Source organism: Limnothrix sp. PR1529, assembly GCF_002742025.1.
Classification (GTDB): domain Bacteria; phylum Cyanobacteriota; class Cyanobacteriia; order CACIAM-69d; family CACIAM-69d; genus CACIAM-69d.
On record NZ_LIRO01000009.1, the window covers coordinates 110,526 to 125,648 of the forward strand.

Consider the following 15,123-nt stretch of genomic DNA (forward strand, 5'->3'; position numbering starts at 1 on the left):
GGCCAATTCACGATCCCCGGCGTTTGGATAGCTCAAGGCGATCGATCTGCATGAGTGGGGCGATCGAGTTGATGGATTTCTGAATCAATTGGGCCTGATGAAATCTATAAAAAAAATCTATCAATCCTGTCGATGGATCCAGCGCGGGGAATGGGGAGCCACCGGCTAGGGATTGCGCAAAATCATGGCCAGCAATGTATCAATGACGCGCTGGGGATCCATGGGAACCAGGTGCTTACCGCCCAGCATCTCTTGCGTAATGTTGAAGTGGGCCAGAGCACCAATAAAAACGCGGGCGGTTGCTTCTGGATCGTCAATCTTTAGCTCCGGATGGGCTGCTAAGTAGCTGGTGAGGGCTTCGCAACCGCGCTGGCAAAAATTTCGAATAAACAGTTCGGATAGCTCCGGGAACCGCTCCGACTCGGCCATGATCAGGCGAATGAAGGCCATATGTCCTTCGTCCTGACCCACCTTGAAGATGAAGAGATTGGCCAAATGCCGCAAAAAGTGGTGTGGGTCAGCCCCCAAGAGAGTTTCGTCAAACATTTCCGGAAACTTGCTGCGGGCCAGCTCTTCCACCAGTGCCCCAAAGAGACTTTCCTTGCTTTGGAAGTGGCTGTAAACCGTTGCTTTGGAAACGCCTGCGGTGGCCGCCACGCGATCCATGCTCGTGCCTGCATAACCTTTGGCCAGGAAGGTTTTCATGGCTCCGTCCAGGATCTGGCGTTTTTTGCTGAGGGGGGCGATCGGGTGCGCAGCCGAAACGAACATGGTCATCACCTACAAAGTAGCAACGGAATTGAACAAGGGGGGCTGGGCTGCCCTGGTCTCTGCCCAGGATCTTCCTGCCCAGAATTGACAGGATTAATGATTGACGGAACTGATTGACAGAATGGATGCGGTGTAACCGTTAACTCACGGGTGATTCATGGGTGATGTGCGTTGATTTTTGATGGGTTCCAACCCATGGCACTTGCGCAAGGTTTTAACCTTAACTCTCTCCTGGGCAGTCATTAAAGGTTAGTGGGCGATCGCCTTGGATTGCATCAGGTGGTCTTAAGCAGCAAAAGACCGCTGTGGTTAAGGGTTTGGAGGGTTTGAGTCAGCAAATCACGACTGGGGATGAATTTCTCATTAATTCCTATTGTACTAAACGGTTTAGTCTAGCTATACTCAAAATTGAACTAGACAGTTCAGTTTGATTACCTGCTATACCTCTCTCACTCCACAGCTCGCTGCACAAGATTCGGAGGGCGACATCGTGACCAGTCCGGTTCCTTGGAAATTGCTCAATCCCCGTCAATGGACTCAAGCGACGATTCCGATCGCCCTGGGAGCGGTGGTTTTGGTGGGTGGGGGAGCGGTGTTGTTGCGCAGCCGGGCAGCGGAAACTCCGGCCCCGGTGGTTACGCCCTTGCCGTCGCCAACGGTGGTGACGGCCCTGGGGCAACTGGAGCCAGCGGGGGAGGTGATTACGCTGGCGGCTCCGCCCTCGAGCACTGATTCGCGAATTGCCCGCCTGTTGGTGGAAGAGGGCGATCGGGTGCGGGCGGGCCAGGTGGTGGCGGTTTTGGATGAGGCGGAACGGTTGGCGGCGGCGGTGGAACGGGCCGATCGCCAGGTGGATTCGGCGGAAGCGGCCCTTGATCGGGTGCGAGCCGGGGCCAAACGGGGCGAACTGAATGCCCAGTCGGCAGAGATCGATCGGGTGCGGGCCCAGCGGGATGGCGATTGGCGCTCCCAACGGGCCACGCTCGATCGACTGCTGGCGGAACGGGATACCCAACTGGCCGCCCAACGGGCCACGATCGCCCGTTTGGAAGCGGAGTTAGCCAACGCCCAGGTGGAAGCCGATCGCTATGCCAGCCTCTATGGCACGGGGGCGATTTCTGCCTCCCAACGGGACAGCAAAACCACCACCTTGGATACGGCCCGTGCTCGGTTGGTGGAAGCGCGGGCTAATTTGGCCCAAATCGACGCTTCCTATCGAGAAAAAGTGGTGGAAGCCCAGGCCAGCCTCGATCGAATCCGGACAACGGGCGTGGCTCAGCTCACCGCCGCTCGGGCCACTCTCGATCGAATTGCGGAGGTGCGCCCCACGGATTTGCGGGTGGCCGAAGCAGACCTGGCCGCTGCGATTGCCGCCGCCAAGCAGGCCCGGGCGGATCTCAACCGTGCCGTCATTCGCGCTCCCCGAGACAGTCAGGTACTGAAAATCTATGCTCGGCCCGGCGAATTGGTCGGTAGCCAAGGCATTGCCGATTTGGGTCAAACCCAATTCATGGAAGTGGTGGCGGAAGTGTATGACACCGATGCACCGAAGGTTCGCGTGGGGCAAACGGCCACCATCACGAGTGATGCATTTTCCGGTGAACTGCGAGGATCGGTGGTGCGATCGGGGTTGCAGGTGCGCAAACAAACCACCCGCGATGTTGATCCCTCTGCCAATTTGGATGAGCGCGTGGTGGAAGTGCGAATTCGGCTGGAGCCAACCGACGGTCAGCGGGTGGCCAATCTGACCAATTTGCAAGTAAAAGCCACCATCGACCTGAAATCCCTGCCCCAGCCTTAGCCCCAGTCTTGGCCCCGGTCTTGATTGATCGGGCTGCCTAGCACGCCCTGATCTGCAATTTTTGCGCACCGTTGGCAGCCGGGTTGCCCCAATCGCTGCCCGCGCTGCCTGAGAACCCTTCGGGATGGATGCCCATCATGCTCGATCGCCTCACTCGCTCTGCCGACTCAGCCCCTGAATCTCTGGCTCCCGGCACGGCTGACTTGGGAGCTGCCCCCCAACCTCGCCCCAATCCCGAAACCAAGACGACCCCCGCTTGGGTTGCGGCCCTGCAACGTCGCATTCCCCTCGGTTGGCTACAGCTTCGGCACGATCGGGGACGGCTACTGACGGCCTTGGCGGGCATTGCCTTCGCGGACTTGGCGATTTTTATGCAACTGGGGTTCCAAAATGCCCTTTATGACAGCAACACCCGGCTGAACCGGGCCATCACCGCCGATGTGGTGTTGATCAGCGCCCAGGCCCGCAACCTGATTGGCCTATCCAGCTTTGCCCGTCGTCGTCTGTTTCAAGCGGAAGCGATCCCCGGCGTGGCCAATGCGGATCCCCTCTATGCCACGATTAGCAACTGGAAAAATCCCGAAACCCGCAAGGAAAAACAAATCCTGATTTTGGGAACCAATCCCGATCGCCCGGCCTTTGATTTCCCTGAAATTCAACAGCATCAAAATGATCTGAAGCTGCAAGATCGCTATCTGTTCGATCGCGCCGCCCGGGGGGAATATCAAAAAACCATTGCCCAGCTCGATCGGGGCCAACCCGTGCAGACCGACCTCGATCGCAAACGAATTGAGGTCATTGGTACTTACAAAGTGGGCGCGTCCTTCGCCGCCGACGGCAGCATTCTCACCAGCGATCGCAACTTTTTGCGGGCCTTTCCCCGGCGGGATCCTGGCAGCGTCAGCATCGGCCTGATTTACCTGGAACCGGGAGCCGATCCCGTCACCGTGCGCACCCAATTGCAAGCCGCCTTGCCGAACGATGTGAACGTGCTGACCAAAGCAGAATTTGTGCAATTTGAAAAGGACTACTGGGCCAAAAACACCGCCATTGGGTTCATCTTCAGCTTTGGTGTGGCCCTGGGGTTTGGCATTGGCGTAATCATCGTTTACCAAGTGCTTTCCACCGATGTCAACGACCACATTCGGGAATATGCCACCCTCAAGGCCATGGGCTATCGCCACCGCTATTTCATTGGCGTGATTTTGGAAGAAGCGCTGATCTTGGCCATTGTTGGGTTTGTGCCCAGCTTGGCCGTGTCCGCTGGGTTATATGCCCTAACCCGTAATGCCACCAACTTGCCTATGTTTATGACCTTGGGGCGGGCGCTGTTGGTGTTGATGGTCACCTTCGTCATGTGCTGTTTGTCGGGGGCGATCGCCTCGCGGCGTTTGCAATCGGCGGATCCGGCAGACATGTTCTAGGTGCGGCAACCCGCGCGGCAACCGGCACGGCAACCCGTGCGGCAATTTCAGACAGGCAAACCAACCACCATGACTCACCCCATCCTCAACCAAGCCGCCACGGGACAGCCAAACGGAGCGATCGACAGGCTGAACACAGCGATCAACAGCGTGCCCGAAGCCGACTGGGCCATTGAAATTGCCAATCTCAATCACTGGTTTGGTCACGGAGACCTGAAAAAACAAGTCCTCTTTGAGATTAATTTGCAAATTCGGCGCGGGGAAATTGTGTTGGTGACGGGCCCTTCCGGTTCCGGCAAAACCACGCTGCTGACGCTGATTGGCGGTTTGCGTTCCGTCCAGGAAGGACACCTGAGCGTGTTGGGGCGAGAACTCCACGGGGCCAGCTCCGAAGAATTGGTCTTGGCGCGACGATACAATGGCTATATCTTCCAAGCACACAACTTGCACCGCAGTCTAACCGCTGCCCAAAACGTGCAAATGAGTTTGGCCCTGCATGTGGGTTGGGGTGTTCAGGAGATGCGATCGCGCGCGATCGAGATGCTAGGACTTGTGGGTTTGGGTCATCGCACGGATTACTATCCCGATGATTTATCCGGTGGGCAAAAGCAACGGGTGGCGATCGCCCGCGCCCTTGCCAGCCATCCCAAAATTGTGTTGGCCGACGAGCCAACCGCCGCCCTCGACAGTCAATCTGGCCGGGAAGTGGTTAACCTCATGCAAGGTCTCGCCAAGCAGCAGGGTTGCACAATTTTGATGGTGACCCATGACAATCGCATTCTTGATATTGCCGATCGCCTCGTTTCCGTTGAAGATGGACGGCTTGTTTCCACGCCCCGATCTGCCTAGCTCGATCCGAACTAGCCTGCTCTGACCTAGCTCGATCTGAACTAGCCCGATCTCCATGAGCCTGATTGGCATGAGCCTGATTGGCACGAGTCTGATCGATTCGCCCAGCCGTTATCCACCCTCACCGGCCATTCAGCCATTCGCCCCGATCGCCAGTTGCTCCGATCAGTGGAATCGATGATCTCGATCGTTGCACCCAAGTTGGGTTGATGCAACTATCACCCCACCATCGTCTGAACCATCTTCTATGGTCAAAGTCGGCCAAACTTCGTGATCCATCTGCTGTGCCGCGAGTCAACCGGGTTTCCAACCCCTCCAAGGCTCGCCAACTCGGCATTATTGAGGTTGTCTCCGCCTAGTCGCAAAATTGGTGGCTTAAAGTCCGGCTTTTGCGGATTTCGAACGAAAAAGCAATTATTCGACCCGTGACCCCCCGGATCGGGTCGGCCGAATAAGCCTACGATCACGGATACCCATTCACCAGTAACCGATTTACCAGTAACCGACCACCGATCGCTAACAACTGGTCACAGGCCCACCGAGCACGCGCCAGTGATCGCTGACAATCGCTAACAGACAATCGCTAACAACTGATCACAGACAACCGATCGCCCGCAGTGATCGATTTATGCTTGGGGTAAGTCAAAGATCGAGGGCGATCGTCACCCACCTGAATCAGCCATTGCCAATTATTGAGGGTACGAGGATACGCAGAGTTGATGTTGAGGCAAACATCAGGGATTTCTAGACTGAGGGCGTTGCTGACAACGATCAATGCCAAGCAGCTCTCGGGTGTTCTGTCGCTTACCGACACCAAGCACACCTGGTTGCTCCCGTTTTACCGTGGCAAACTCGGTTATCCCACCTGCGAAATTCACCGCGTTCGTCGCTGGAGCCGCGCCATCAAACGCAGTTGCCCGCAATTTCGCCCCAGCCGAATTCGGATTGAATTTGCCAGCCCTTCAGAATTGCGTTTTTGGGAACAGCTCACCCTGGCCCGTGGCCTGAAAGCCGAAGAAATTAACCCAGAGCAAGCTCGCGATATTGTTTGCACGGCGGCCAAGGAAATGCTCTTTACGGCGGCCAGCATGATGGAGCCGCAGTTTAATTGGCAGCCCTTTCCCCTGTTGGATCATGACACCGGATCCCAGGTGACTTTGGAACAATGCGAAGTCCAGTCTTTGATGCAGGTGGCAGAGCAACTTTGGCAGCGCTGGCAACTCCTGGGTTTGGATTTGGACTATAGCAATCGTGCGCCGATGTTGAAAGATTCGTCGGCTTTGAATACCAAAATTCAAGAACAAACGGAAAGCACATCTTTTTATAGTTTGCAGCCGCTGTTTAATGGTCAGCGAACCTTTTGGGACATTGACGTTAAGCTGCAACAATCTTCGATGGTGGCCATTCGCATTTTGCGCTATTTCTTGCAACAAAATGCGGTGGAATTTCGGAGCTTGCCAGATTTACCCAATCCCCTTTCGGGCTTGCTGGAACCAACGGCGGGGGCGCTGGTGGCCTGCATTGATGACAGTATGGTGATTTGTCGGTCTTTAGAAAATATTGTGACCCATGCGGGTTATCGGTTTGTGTCAACGCAGGATCCGGTGCAGGCGATTCCGTTGTTGCGCAAACACCGGCCGGATTTCATCTTTTTGGATTTGAATATGCCGGTGGTGAATGGGTATGAGATTTGTACTCAGATTCGCCGTTTGGAAGGGTTTCGCGATACGCCGGTCACAATTTTGACGGGCCAAGATGGGCTGGTCGATCGCGTGCGGGCCAAGTTGGTTGGTTCTACGGACTTTTTGCCCAAACCGCCTCGCAAGGAAAAGATTGTGGCTCTGTTGGAAAAATATTTGGGCGATCGCGGTGGCGCGGGAACTGCGAAGTCCCCGTCTCCATTGAGAAACTAGACCTCTTGCCTCAATCAAAACCCTCACCCTAAATCCCTCTCCCAAGTCGGGAGAGGGACTTGACGACTGATAACGAAATCGCTGTTATTCCTTAAAAACCAGATCACCCAACCAGGCCACCAGAGGAGGCTATTGAGCGGGAATTCCCAAGCATTCGCGGACGGTGACCACTGGCATGTCCAGCAGGTATTCAGCTGGCCAGTTGTCAGGATCGAAGGTGTCGGCGGCCGCTTGGCCGCGACGATAGGCGGCCTGGACTCGATCGCGCCATGGGCCGGTCAGTTGTCCCGATCGCCCCAATCGCCGTAACAGACCCGCCACGATCGGCAGATGGAGATGGCGGAATTTGCAGCCCAACAGAAAAACTTGCACTTCCAATTCTCCCCAATCGTCGGTGTCATAGCCGGTCAGCACATGGATCGCATCATGCAATTGCTTGCGACGGGGGCCGCTGGTGAGCAAGGGATAGCCATTGCGAGTGACTAACTCAATCCATTCCTGGCCGAGGCTCTGGGGTGGGCAGGCTTGCAACTGTTCGCGGGTGACCACGGGCGGCTGGCTCAGCCCCAGGCGATCGGACAGGCGATCGATCCACTGAAACAGGGCTTCCGCCGAAAACAGTTGACCCGAAAATTGGAGAGAAGAGAGTTTCTGCATGGTGTTGGGGCGCTGATGGCGTTGAGGCGCTGAACTCTTTTAGGATGGCAACTCCGTTTGACGATGCTGTGGCGATCGGCTGGCGTTGGCTTGGCGAATGGGCTACGAACGCACGGCGAATGGGCTGCGAATAATCTGCGAATGCACGGTGAGTAATTTGCGAATGCACGGTGAATGATCTGCGAACCGCCCAAAAAGACCACAGCTTTTCTACACTGAAGGGGTTGGGGGCTGTGGATGACCCGGCTCGATCGCGCCCTTGGGCTGATCGATTATTTGCTTTCAAGTTCTATTTCTCGCCAGCCTATGACCGCTCACAGCACTAGCCCACGGATTGTGATTTTGGGAGGGGGCTTTGGGGGTTTGTATGCGGCCCTCCGCCTTGATCGCTTGGATTGGGGGGATCATCGCCCGGAAATTCTGTTGGTCGATCGGGGCGATCGATTCGTGTTTTTGCCCTTGCTGTATGAGTTGATGACCGGCGAGCTGCAATCTTGGGAGGTGGCCCCGCCCTTTGCAGAGTTGCTGGCCGGAACCCAAGTGCGGTTTGTGCAAGGAACCGTGGAGGCGATCGACCTCCAACAGCGGCAGGTGAGCCTCAGCCCCGTCTTCGGCCAACCACAAACCTTGACCTACGATCGGTTGGTGTTGGCCCTGGGCTGCGAAACGCCGATGGACTGGATCCCCGGCGCGGCGGAACATGCCCTGCCCTTCCGGTCGATCGCCGATGCCTATCGGTTGGAAGATCGGCTGCGGGCCCTGGAAGCAACCGATCGCGACAAAATTCGAGTGGCGGTCGTTGGTGGCGGCTACAGCGGTGTGGAACTGGCTTGCAAACTTGCCGATCGGCTTCAGGATCGAGGGCGGTTGCGGCTGATTGAACAAAGCGATCAAATTCTGCGCAATTCGCCCAACTTTAACCGCCAAGCGGCTGATAAGGCCTTAGAACAGCGCGGTATTTGGATTGATTGGGAAACCAGCGTGCGCGACATCGGCCCCGATCGCATCATGCTCGACTATCGCGGCCGCCTAGAAGATATTCCCGTAGAGCTGACCATTTGGACGGTGGGGAACCGAGTACCTGAGCTGATTCGAGGGTTGCCCTTGCCCAAAAATGGTCGCGATCAACTGTTGGTGGAACCCACCCTCCAGGCGATCGACCATCCCGAAATTTTCGCCCTCGGGGACATTGCCGAAATGCGCGATGCCAACGATCCCCAAGGCAGTCCCGTGCCCAGCACCGGCCAAGCGGCCCTGCAAGCGGGGGACTATGTGGGCTGGAATCTTTGGGCTTCCTTGTGCGATCGGCCCCTGCTGCCGTTCCGATATCAGCATTTGGGCGAAATGTTGGCCCTCGGCAACACCAGCGCCACCCTCACTGGCCTGGGGGTGCAATTGGATGGGCCCCTGGCCTATGCCCTGCGGCGACTGGTGTATCTATACCGAATGCCCACCCTAGAACATCAAATTAAGGTGGGCTTGAACTGGATGACCAAGCCCCTGCTCGATCGCCTGGCCGAACTCAATCCCGATCAGCGCTGAGGAACCAGTGACCAAAAGAAACCAGGAAATTGCAAGGAGAGTGGTAGCCCAAACTAGCCGCTCTCCAAACTAGCTACCCAAGAAAGTTGTGCTGACCAACACATCGCTAGCATCCAGATCAACCCCTGCCACGATCGCCATCAGGTCAGCCCCACCCGTCAGAAACGGAGACCGGGCATAAACATAAACACCATCCGGAGCGCTGACAAATTCAGTGCCTGACACATTAAAGCCAGGATCTCCCTGCTTAGTTCCTAAAATTAAGCGATCCTTGCCCGGTTCAAAATTCTGAATGCGCACAAAATCTGAATTGCCAGCAGCGGTGTAAAAGGGGCTGTAGTTGATGCCAAATCGGGTGGTGAGTTGGCGGCCCACTTCAAAGGAATCCACACCGGGCCCGCCCGTCAATGTATCCAGTTCATTGGCTCCCAAGGAGAGATATTCTCGGCATTGTCCACCGGTTAACGTGCCACCTGCAAAGCATCGTCCCGCATCCATTTCGACCCCCGTGAGCGTATCGAGGGCCCCATTGCCCACCACCAAATCATTACCTTTGGTTCCCGAAAATGTGGCCACTCGCCCTTCAACGCGGCCCGATTGATTGAAGTGATCCCAGCCGGATAAAAACGCCGCGCCGTTGTCCCTGGCTGCTTTCACATCGGGATAGGCTTGAAAATAGTCAAAGTCAAAAAAGGTTGAGGGGGCACGCTGTTCGCCCCGCCCAAACCGCACGTAATGTTCTAATCCGGAAGTAAAGGTTTTTTGGGCGACAGCGTTGTTCACATCCGAAAATCGTTTGCGATACCACTGCTCATCAAATGCGCGGGGAAACAGGCTGCGACCTTCCGATTCTCCTGACTGGAAATAGTGCTGCAAACCGGAGGCCAAACCACCCGATCGAATGGCTGCATCCACGTCGGGATAGGCTTGACGATAGGCCAACTCCCGATCGGGTTGGCTATAGAACCGGCTGATGGCTGTGCGCCCTTCCCGCATCCCTGAATTCAGAAAATGTTGCAAACCGCTGACCTGTTGACGATTGCGAACGGCCGCTGCCACGTCGGGATAGGCTGCCAGATAAAAAGATTCATCAAACAAGCTATTCAAGGCTGTCATTGGGTTGAGTCCTGACTAGGGTTAATGGGTAAGCGAAACTGGCTCCCGACCAATGGGGGGAGCAGTTTCAAATTTCAAAGAACAGACAAATTGATCGCGCAAGCTAATCGCGCAATCTTTTGACTATTCAAGATCAAGTTCACAAGTTTGTGTTCACAAGCTTTTGCTCACAAGTTTTTATTTACAAACAAGATCAAGAGACGCTGTGTGTAAATAAAAACCGGCTGTGAACAGGGGCCAGAATTTCGTGATTCGATATTTCGCTCAGAACAAGCTTGTCCAAACTTGTCCAAAAAACGCTCTCTATCCAGATCCCAAGAGAAACTCTGTTTTAGCATCTGCCATAGAGCTAATCCTTATTTCAGCCAAATCTTTTAATCTATTTTGACCTGGTGAACATTGCGATTGAATTCATAACACCCTGACTGGTGTGAGGCTTGTAGAAGTTCCATGATCGCGACAAGATTTGAGCTTGGCGCTAGAATATTTACATAAATTTATAATCGCTCCCTAAATCTAGCCCCATGACTGCCGTGAATCTCCCGATCGCCCCAAATCTTGACCGCCGTGCTCAGTTGGCGGCGGCCGATGCACCCCCCAGCCAGTTTTGGCAGTGGCGCGATCAAGCGATTCACTACGTGCGATCGGGAACGGGCCATCCCCAGCAACCGCCCATTCTGTTGGTGCATGGGTTTGGAGCTTCGACGGATCATTGGCGCAAAAACCTTGCGGATCTTCAGCAAGACTTTGAAGTCTGGGCGATCGACCTGTTGGGCTTTGGGCGATCGGCCAAGCCCGATTGGGTTTACAGCGGTCAACTGTGGCAAGCGCAGCTCCAGGAATTCATTCAGCAGGTGATTGGCCAGCCGGTTGTGATCGCCGGGAATTCCTTGGGGGGCTATGCATCCCTTTGCGTGGCTGCCAATCATCCCGAATCGGTTTGTGGGGTTGCCCTCTTGAACAGTGCGGGCCCTTTCACGGAAACCACAACCCAAACTCAGCCCAATGGGTTCCAAAAACTGGTTCGATCGCTGGTGCGGAATGTGCTGTTGCAGCCGTTGCCCAGCTATTTACTCTTCCAAAATGCCAGACGCAAATCCACCATTCGCAAAACCCTGCAAAAGGTGTATTTAGATCAAACCGCCGTGACCGATCGCCTGGTGGAAGAAATTTATCGCCCTTCTTGCGATCCGGGAGCCGTGAAAGTGTTCGCTTCGGTGTTTAAATCCCCTCGGGGTGAAAACGTTGATCAACTCCTGGGCAAGTTGCAATCTCCCTTGCTGTTGCTGTGGGGCGAAGGAGATCCTTGGATGCAAACCAGGGCGCGATCGGCTCAGTTTCATCAATACTTCGATCAGATCACGGAGCACTTTTTAAAGGCGGGCCATTGTCCCCATGATGAAGTGCCGGATCTGGTGGATGATTATTTGCGCAATTGGATTCAATCCCAAGTCCAAAAACGAGAATAGCACCCAAGCGATAGACTGCTTCTGTTCTCCTCTCATACGTTGATCCTTAGCGGATTCGGTCTCAACACTGCCATGATTCACACAGGATCCATGAAGGTTGAAAATTGCTGTTTCAGCAACTTAAACCGAAATTCCCTGGATAATTAAGCTGGGGAGAAATGAGCGTCTCAGCAGGGTGCTATTGCTCGATCTTGAACGAAAAACAGCGTTTTGCAATCAAACTATTTGCAATTGACTCTTCAACAGGAGTCGTTAGGAGGCTGTTTCGGAGCTGAAGCTCTCTCGCTTCATGTTGTTAATCTACCATCGAGTTTTTGAGGATAGTCTCTGTTGCAATCAATGTTTACTCATTCGTTGAGTAATGGCTGATGAATATAACAGCCTTGTATCAGAAATGCGGTGAGCTGCTATCTCAGGTAACGGCTCTTGAATTTATGTTTTAAATTTATGCGACCACTTGCCTGGGGATCTGTCAGTATGTTTAAGAAATGGCGATCCCAACGCTGAAAGCCCTGCCAAGTCCTTGGACGGGGATCGCAGGGCCGTGAAGCGTCTCCGGTTTTTCCGTATAGTTGCTGAAAGCGCCACCCTATCTTTGGGCCCAAGGGCGATCGCCTGTTTCGCCCATTGTTCGGCTGGGATTGGGGCCGGGTTGATGGTTGGTTTGTTGGTTTGTTGGTTGATTGAATGAATCTCTGTTTGACTACGTTCTTTAAATGACGCTGTTATGACTGCCACGCCTGACCAAATTCGCGAGTTGCTGCATTCTGAGAATTTGAGCGATCGCCTGCGGGCGGTGAATGATATTCGTGCCCTACCGCCGGATCAAGGATTTGCGCTGATTCAACTGGCGATCGGGGATGCCAACACCCGAGTTCGCTATGCGGCGGTGAGCCAGTTTGACAGCCTGGGCGGGCAAGATCCCGATCGATCGCTGGAACTGTTGCGGGGGTTGCTGTCGGATCCGGAACCGGACGTGCAGGCCGCGGCGGCCGACTGCCTCGGTGGCTTGAAGCTGACGGCGGCCTACGAAGACTTGGTGGCCTTGTATCAATCCAGCGGGGAATGGCTGGTGCGCTTCAGCATCCTTTCGGCCCTGGGAGAATTGGGCGACCTGCGGGCGGTGGATGTGCTGCTGTCGGCCTTGGCTTCGGACAACGAGTTGGAGCGGCTGGCGGCCATTGGGGCCCTGGGCGAGTTGGCGGACGATCGCGCCTTGCCCCATCTGTTACCGTTTATGGACAGCAGCGATTGGCAGGTGCGCCACCGGCTAGCCCTCACCTTGGGGCAATTCGATGCACCCCAGGCCCGGGCAGCGTTGGAGACCCTCAGCCAAGATGCGATCGCCCAGGTATCCGAAGCGGCGGCGGCCCAACTGGGTTGATGGGCGGCCGGGCGGCGGCGAATGGGCGGCTGACTGGCGGTCAGTTCTTTAGTATCGGTGCGGTACAATCGCCCCGTAGCATCGCCGGTCGATGGGGCCCTGGGCCTCGTTAGTTTCCGACTTTGAGCTTGGAGATTTGAATGCCGCTCGATCGCGCTTTCAACGCTGGTTTTACGCTGTTCCTGAGCCTAATTGTGGAGGCACTGCCCTTCCTGCTCATGGGAGTGGTGTTTTCGAGCGCGCTGTTACTGTTCATTGACGAAGGGCGCTTAATTTCCCTGCTGCCGCGCCATCCCGTTTTGGGGGCCTTGGCGGGCAGCGTGATGGGATTCTGCTTTCCGGTCTGTGAATGTGGCAATGTGCCCGTGGCGCGGCGGCTGTTGTTGCAGGGAATTCCGGCCCCGGTGGCGGTGGGGTTCTTGCTGGCTGCGCCCACGGCCAATCCGGTGGCCATTTGGGCCACCTGGACGGCCTTTCGCGATCGACCCGAATTGGTGGTGTTTCGGGTTTTGGCGGCCTTGCTGATTGCGGTGATTGTGGGCTGTGTGTTTGGGGCCCAAAAGGATTTACGACCTTTTCTGAATCCGGGTTTGGCCCGTTCCATGCTGCGATCGCGCGAGTTAACGGGCATTGAGCGAGTGGCCCAGGAGCGGGGCTTGCTCACCTCAGGAACCTACTGGCCAGGGGTGACCACGGGCAAACCGCTGGAGTCTTCATTGGCCACGATGCAGTCCTTAGCGGTGGATCGATCGCGCGAGCGCATGAGTGGAGCCGAGCGCTGGCGATTGTTTTTGGAGAACGTGGTACGGGAACTGCGAGAACTGGGCGGCGTGTTGATCTTGGGCAGTGCGATCGCGGCGGTGGTGCAGGTGGCCGTACCGCGCGAGGTGGTGCTCAGTTTGGGACAAGGGCCCGTCACCTCAATCATCGCCATGATGGTGTTGGCGGCGGTGATCTCCATTTGTTCCACTGTGGATTCCTTCTTTGCCCTTTCCTTTTCGGGTGCGTTCACCAGCGGTTCTTTGCTGTCCTTTTTGGTATTTGGCCCCATCATTGACCTGAAGGCAATCGGGCTGCTTCTGTCCATTTTTCGGCCCCGCGCGGTGCTGTATATGTTCGTGCTGGCGGCCCAGTTGGCGTTTTTTGTGGGGCTGTTTATGAATTTCCAAACGGGGTGGTAGTGGGGTGACGCGGCGATCGAAGCGATCGGCAAGCCGAGGGTTCAGCCGTTGGTTTGCCCCGGGGATTGCCCTGGGTTTGGCCCTTTTTTGGGGGTTCATGGCTTGGTTAGGTTGGCCGTCCGTGGCCCAGGCGGGCCCCCTGCTCGATCGGGTCAATGCTTTTCCCTATTGGGTCACCAAACCCCCCACCAAACCCGCCACCGGAGACTTGATCTATCCCCCGTGGGTGGCGGGTGATTGGCAGGTCACCAGTACGTTGCTGGAGTTGTCGGCTCCGTTCGCGCCGGAAATTGTGACTCCCGGTTTTGAGAGCAATCGATCGCTCCTGGGACAGCCCGTGAGCTTTGCGGTGCGATTTGGCCCCCAAACCATTGCGCCGGCCCTGAGTGCCTTTCCCCTACGGAAATATCAGCCGCCCGATCGGGCCCCGATTGTGGCCGATCGCGCCCTTAACGGTTTGAATATTGCCGCTGCTTACCTGGGACGAGGGGCCATTGCTGGGGTGGTGGCGGATCCGGGCAATCCCAACGAGCAGATTTTGAAGTTGGCTAATCAGCGGGCCTTGGTTTCCACCGTGACCGATCGAGCCAGCGAAACACCGAGTGATCGGCGGTTTCTGGCCACGGAAGTGATTGTGCAGTCCTTTCAAAACGAGGGTACTCAGCAAGGGCGATCGGTCTATGCCAACGCGGTGGAAACCACCACGGATTATCGCCGCATTGCCCCGGACGCGATCGAAGCCGATCAGTTCACGGCCGTTTATCTGGCCCCACGCGATCGCTATGCCTCCGTGACCCGCAACCGCCCCGTGGCCCTCTACCATTACCGATTGACCCTCCAGGCGATCGCCCCTGAGGTGAATCCACCACCGTAACCGTCGCCGCCTTAACTAAAGGAACGCAAAAAATTCGCCTATAATCGGTCTGAAATTTGGATTTGGGGCTGTGGCTCAGATGGATAGAGCAAGCGCCTCCTAAGCGCTAGGTCGCGGGTTCGAATCCCGCCAGTCCCGTGTT

12 protein-coding genes and 1 tRNA gene are annotated in these 15,123 nt (G+C 55.9%); 10 read left to right on the forward strand and 3 right to left on the reverse strand.

Annotated elements, in window-relative coordinates; all coding sequences use genetic code 11:
* Positions 1 to 165 precede the first annotated feature (165 nt).
* The gene (locus AMR42_RS01865; protein WP_199858051.1) at positions 166 to 771 is read right to left on the reverse strand and encodes a TetR/AcrR family transcriptional regulator; all 606 of its coding nucleotides are present in this window, start codon (positions 769 to 771) and stop codon (positions 166 to 168) included.
* Between the two features lie 490 nt (positions 772 to 1,261).
* On the opposite strand from AMR42_RS01865, the gene AMR42_RS01870 reads away from it, so the two are divergent.
* From AMR42_RS01870 to AMR42_RS01885, 4 genes are all read left to right on the forward strand, one after another.
* Complete coding sequence (locus tag AMR42_RS01870; RefSeq protein ID WP_234406487.1) at positions 1,262 to 2,572, forward strand: HlyD family efflux transporter periplasmic adaptor subunit; 1,311 nt, start codon at positions 1,262 to 1,264, stop codon at positions 2,570 to 2,572.
* Between the two features lie 128 nt (positions 2,573 to 2,700).
* On the forward strand, positions 2,701 to 3,996 hold the full coding sequence (gene devC / locus AMR42_RS01875; RefSeq protein ID WP_234406488.1) for an ABC transporter permease DevC: 1,296 nt from the start codon (positions 2,701 to 2,703) through the stop codon (positions 3,994 to 3,996).
* 69 nt (positions 3,997 to 4,065) lie between these two features.
* A complete protein-coding gene (locus AMR42_RS01880) occupies positions 4,066 to 4,845 on the forward strand; it encodes a DevA family ABC transporter ATP-binding protein (RefSeq protein WP_099531847.1) in 780 nt (259 codons plus the stop codon).
* A gap of 758 nt (positions 4,846 to 5,603) precedes the next feature.
* Entirely contained in the window at positions 5,604 to 6,758 is a 1,155-nt protein-coding gene (locus tag AMR42_RS01885; RefSeq protein ID WP_158234318.1) for a response regulator, read from the forward strand.
* Between the two features lie 129 nt (positions 6,759 to 6,887).
* Here the strand turns inward: AMR42_RS01885 and AMR42_RS01890 are convergent, their stop codons facing one another.
* Positions 6,888 to 7,415, reverse strand: a complete 528-nt coding sequence (locus AMR42_RS01890; protein ID WP_099531771.1) for a hypothetical protein — start codon at positions 7,413 to 7,415, stop codon at positions 6,888 to 6,890.
* Positions 7,416 to 7,721: 306 nt separating this feature from the next.
* Here AMR42_RS01890 and AMR42_RS01895 point away from each other — a divergent pair, with 306 nt between their 5' ends.
* Positions 7,722 to 8,957, forward strand: a complete 1,236-nt coding sequence (locus tag AMR42_RS01895; RefSeq protein ID WP_099531772.1) for an NAD(P)/FAD-dependent oxidoreductase — start codon at positions 7,722 to 7,724, stop codon at positions 8,955 to 8,957.
* Positions 8,958 to 9,026: 69 nt separating this feature from the next.
* Here the strand turns inward: AMR42_RS01895 and AMR42_RS01900 are convergent, their stop codons facing one another.
* Positions 9,027 to 10,073: a hypothetical protein gene (locus tag AMR42_RS01900; protein ID WP_099531773.1), complete on the reverse strand. Its 1,047-nt coding sequence runs from the start codon at positions 10,071 to 10,073 to the stop codon at positions 9,027 to 9,029.
* 524 nt (positions 10,074 to 10,597) lie between these two features.
* Here AMR42_RS01900 and AMR42_RS01905 point away from each other — a divergent pair.
* From AMR42_RS01905 to AMR42_RS01925, 5 genes are all read left to right on the forward strand, one after another.
* On the forward strand, positions 10,598 to 11,542 hold the full coding sequence (locus AMR42_RS01905; protein ID WP_099531774.1) for an alpha/beta fold hydrolase: 945 nt from the start codon (positions 10,598 to 10,600) through the stop codon (positions 11,540 to 11,542).
* A 727-nt stretch (positions 11,543 to 12,269) separates the two neighbouring features.
* Positions 12,270 to 12,926 carry a HEAT repeat domain-containing protein gene (locus AMR42_RS01910; RefSeq protein WP_099531775.1) on the forward strand — a complete coding sequence of 219 codons (657 nt, stop codon included), beginning with the start codon at positions 12,270 to 12,272 and terminating at the stop codon, positions 12,924 to 12,926.
* A gap of 140 nt (positions 12,927 to 13,066) precedes the next feature.
* On the forward strand, positions 13,067 to 14,107 hold the full coding sequence (locus AMR42_RS01915; protein ID WP_099531776.1) for a permease: 1,041 nt from the start codon (positions 13,067 to 13,069) through the stop codon (positions 14,105 to 14,107).
* A gap of 4 nt (positions 14,108 to 14,111) precedes the next feature.
* Positions 14,112 to 14,981: a DUF6816 family protein gene (locus AMR42_RS01920; protein WP_199858052.1), complete on the forward strand. Its 870-nt coding sequence runs from the start codon at positions 14,112 to 14,114 to the stop codon at positions 14,979 to 14,981.
* Positions 14,982 to 15,045: 64 nt separating this feature from the next.
* A tRNA-Arg gene (locus AMR42_RS01925) sits at positions 15,046 to 15,119 on the forward strand.
* Positions 15,120 to 15,123 lie beyond the last annotated feature (4 nt).

Excerpts from the sequence above, each read along its gene's own strand:
- devC (WP_234406488.1), top strand. The coding sequence starts at position 2,701 with ATGCCCATCATGCTCGATCGCCTCACTCGCTCTGCCGACTCAGCCCCT.
- AMR42_RS01865 (WP_199858051.1), bottom strand. The coding sequence starts at position 771 with ATGTTCGTTTCGGCTGCGCACCCGATCGCCCCCCTCAGCAAAAAACGC.
- AMR42_RS01880 (WP_099531847.1), top strand. The coding sequence starts at position 4,066 with ATGACTCACCCCATCCTCAACCAAGCCGCCACGGGACAGCCAAACGGA.
- AMR42_RS01910 (WP_099531775.1), top strand. The coding sequence starts at position 12,270 with ATGACTGCCACGCCTGACCAAATTCGCGAGTTGCTGCATTCTGAGAAT.
- AMR42_RS01915 (WP_099531776.1), top strand. The coding sequence starts at position 13,067 with ATGCCGCTCGATCGCGCTTTCAACGCTGGTTTTACGCTGTTCCTGAGC.
- AMR42_RS01895 (WP_099531772.1), top strand. The coding sequence starts at position 7,722 with ATGACCGCTCACAGCACTAGCCCACGGATTGTGATTTTGGGAGGGGGC.
- AMR42_RS01905 (WP_099531774.1), top strand. The coding sequence starts at position 10,598 with ATGACTGCCGTGAATCTCCCGATCGCCCCAAATCTTGACCGCCGTGCT.
- AMR42_RS01900 (WP_099531773.1), bottom strand. The coding sequence starts at position 10,073 with ATGACAGCCTTGAATAGCTTGTTTGATGAATCTTTTTATCTGGCAGCC.
- AMR42_RS01890 (WP_099531771.1), bottom strand. The coding sequence starts at position 7,415 with ATGCAGAAACTCTCTTCTCTCCAATTTTCGGGTCAACTGTTTTCGGCG.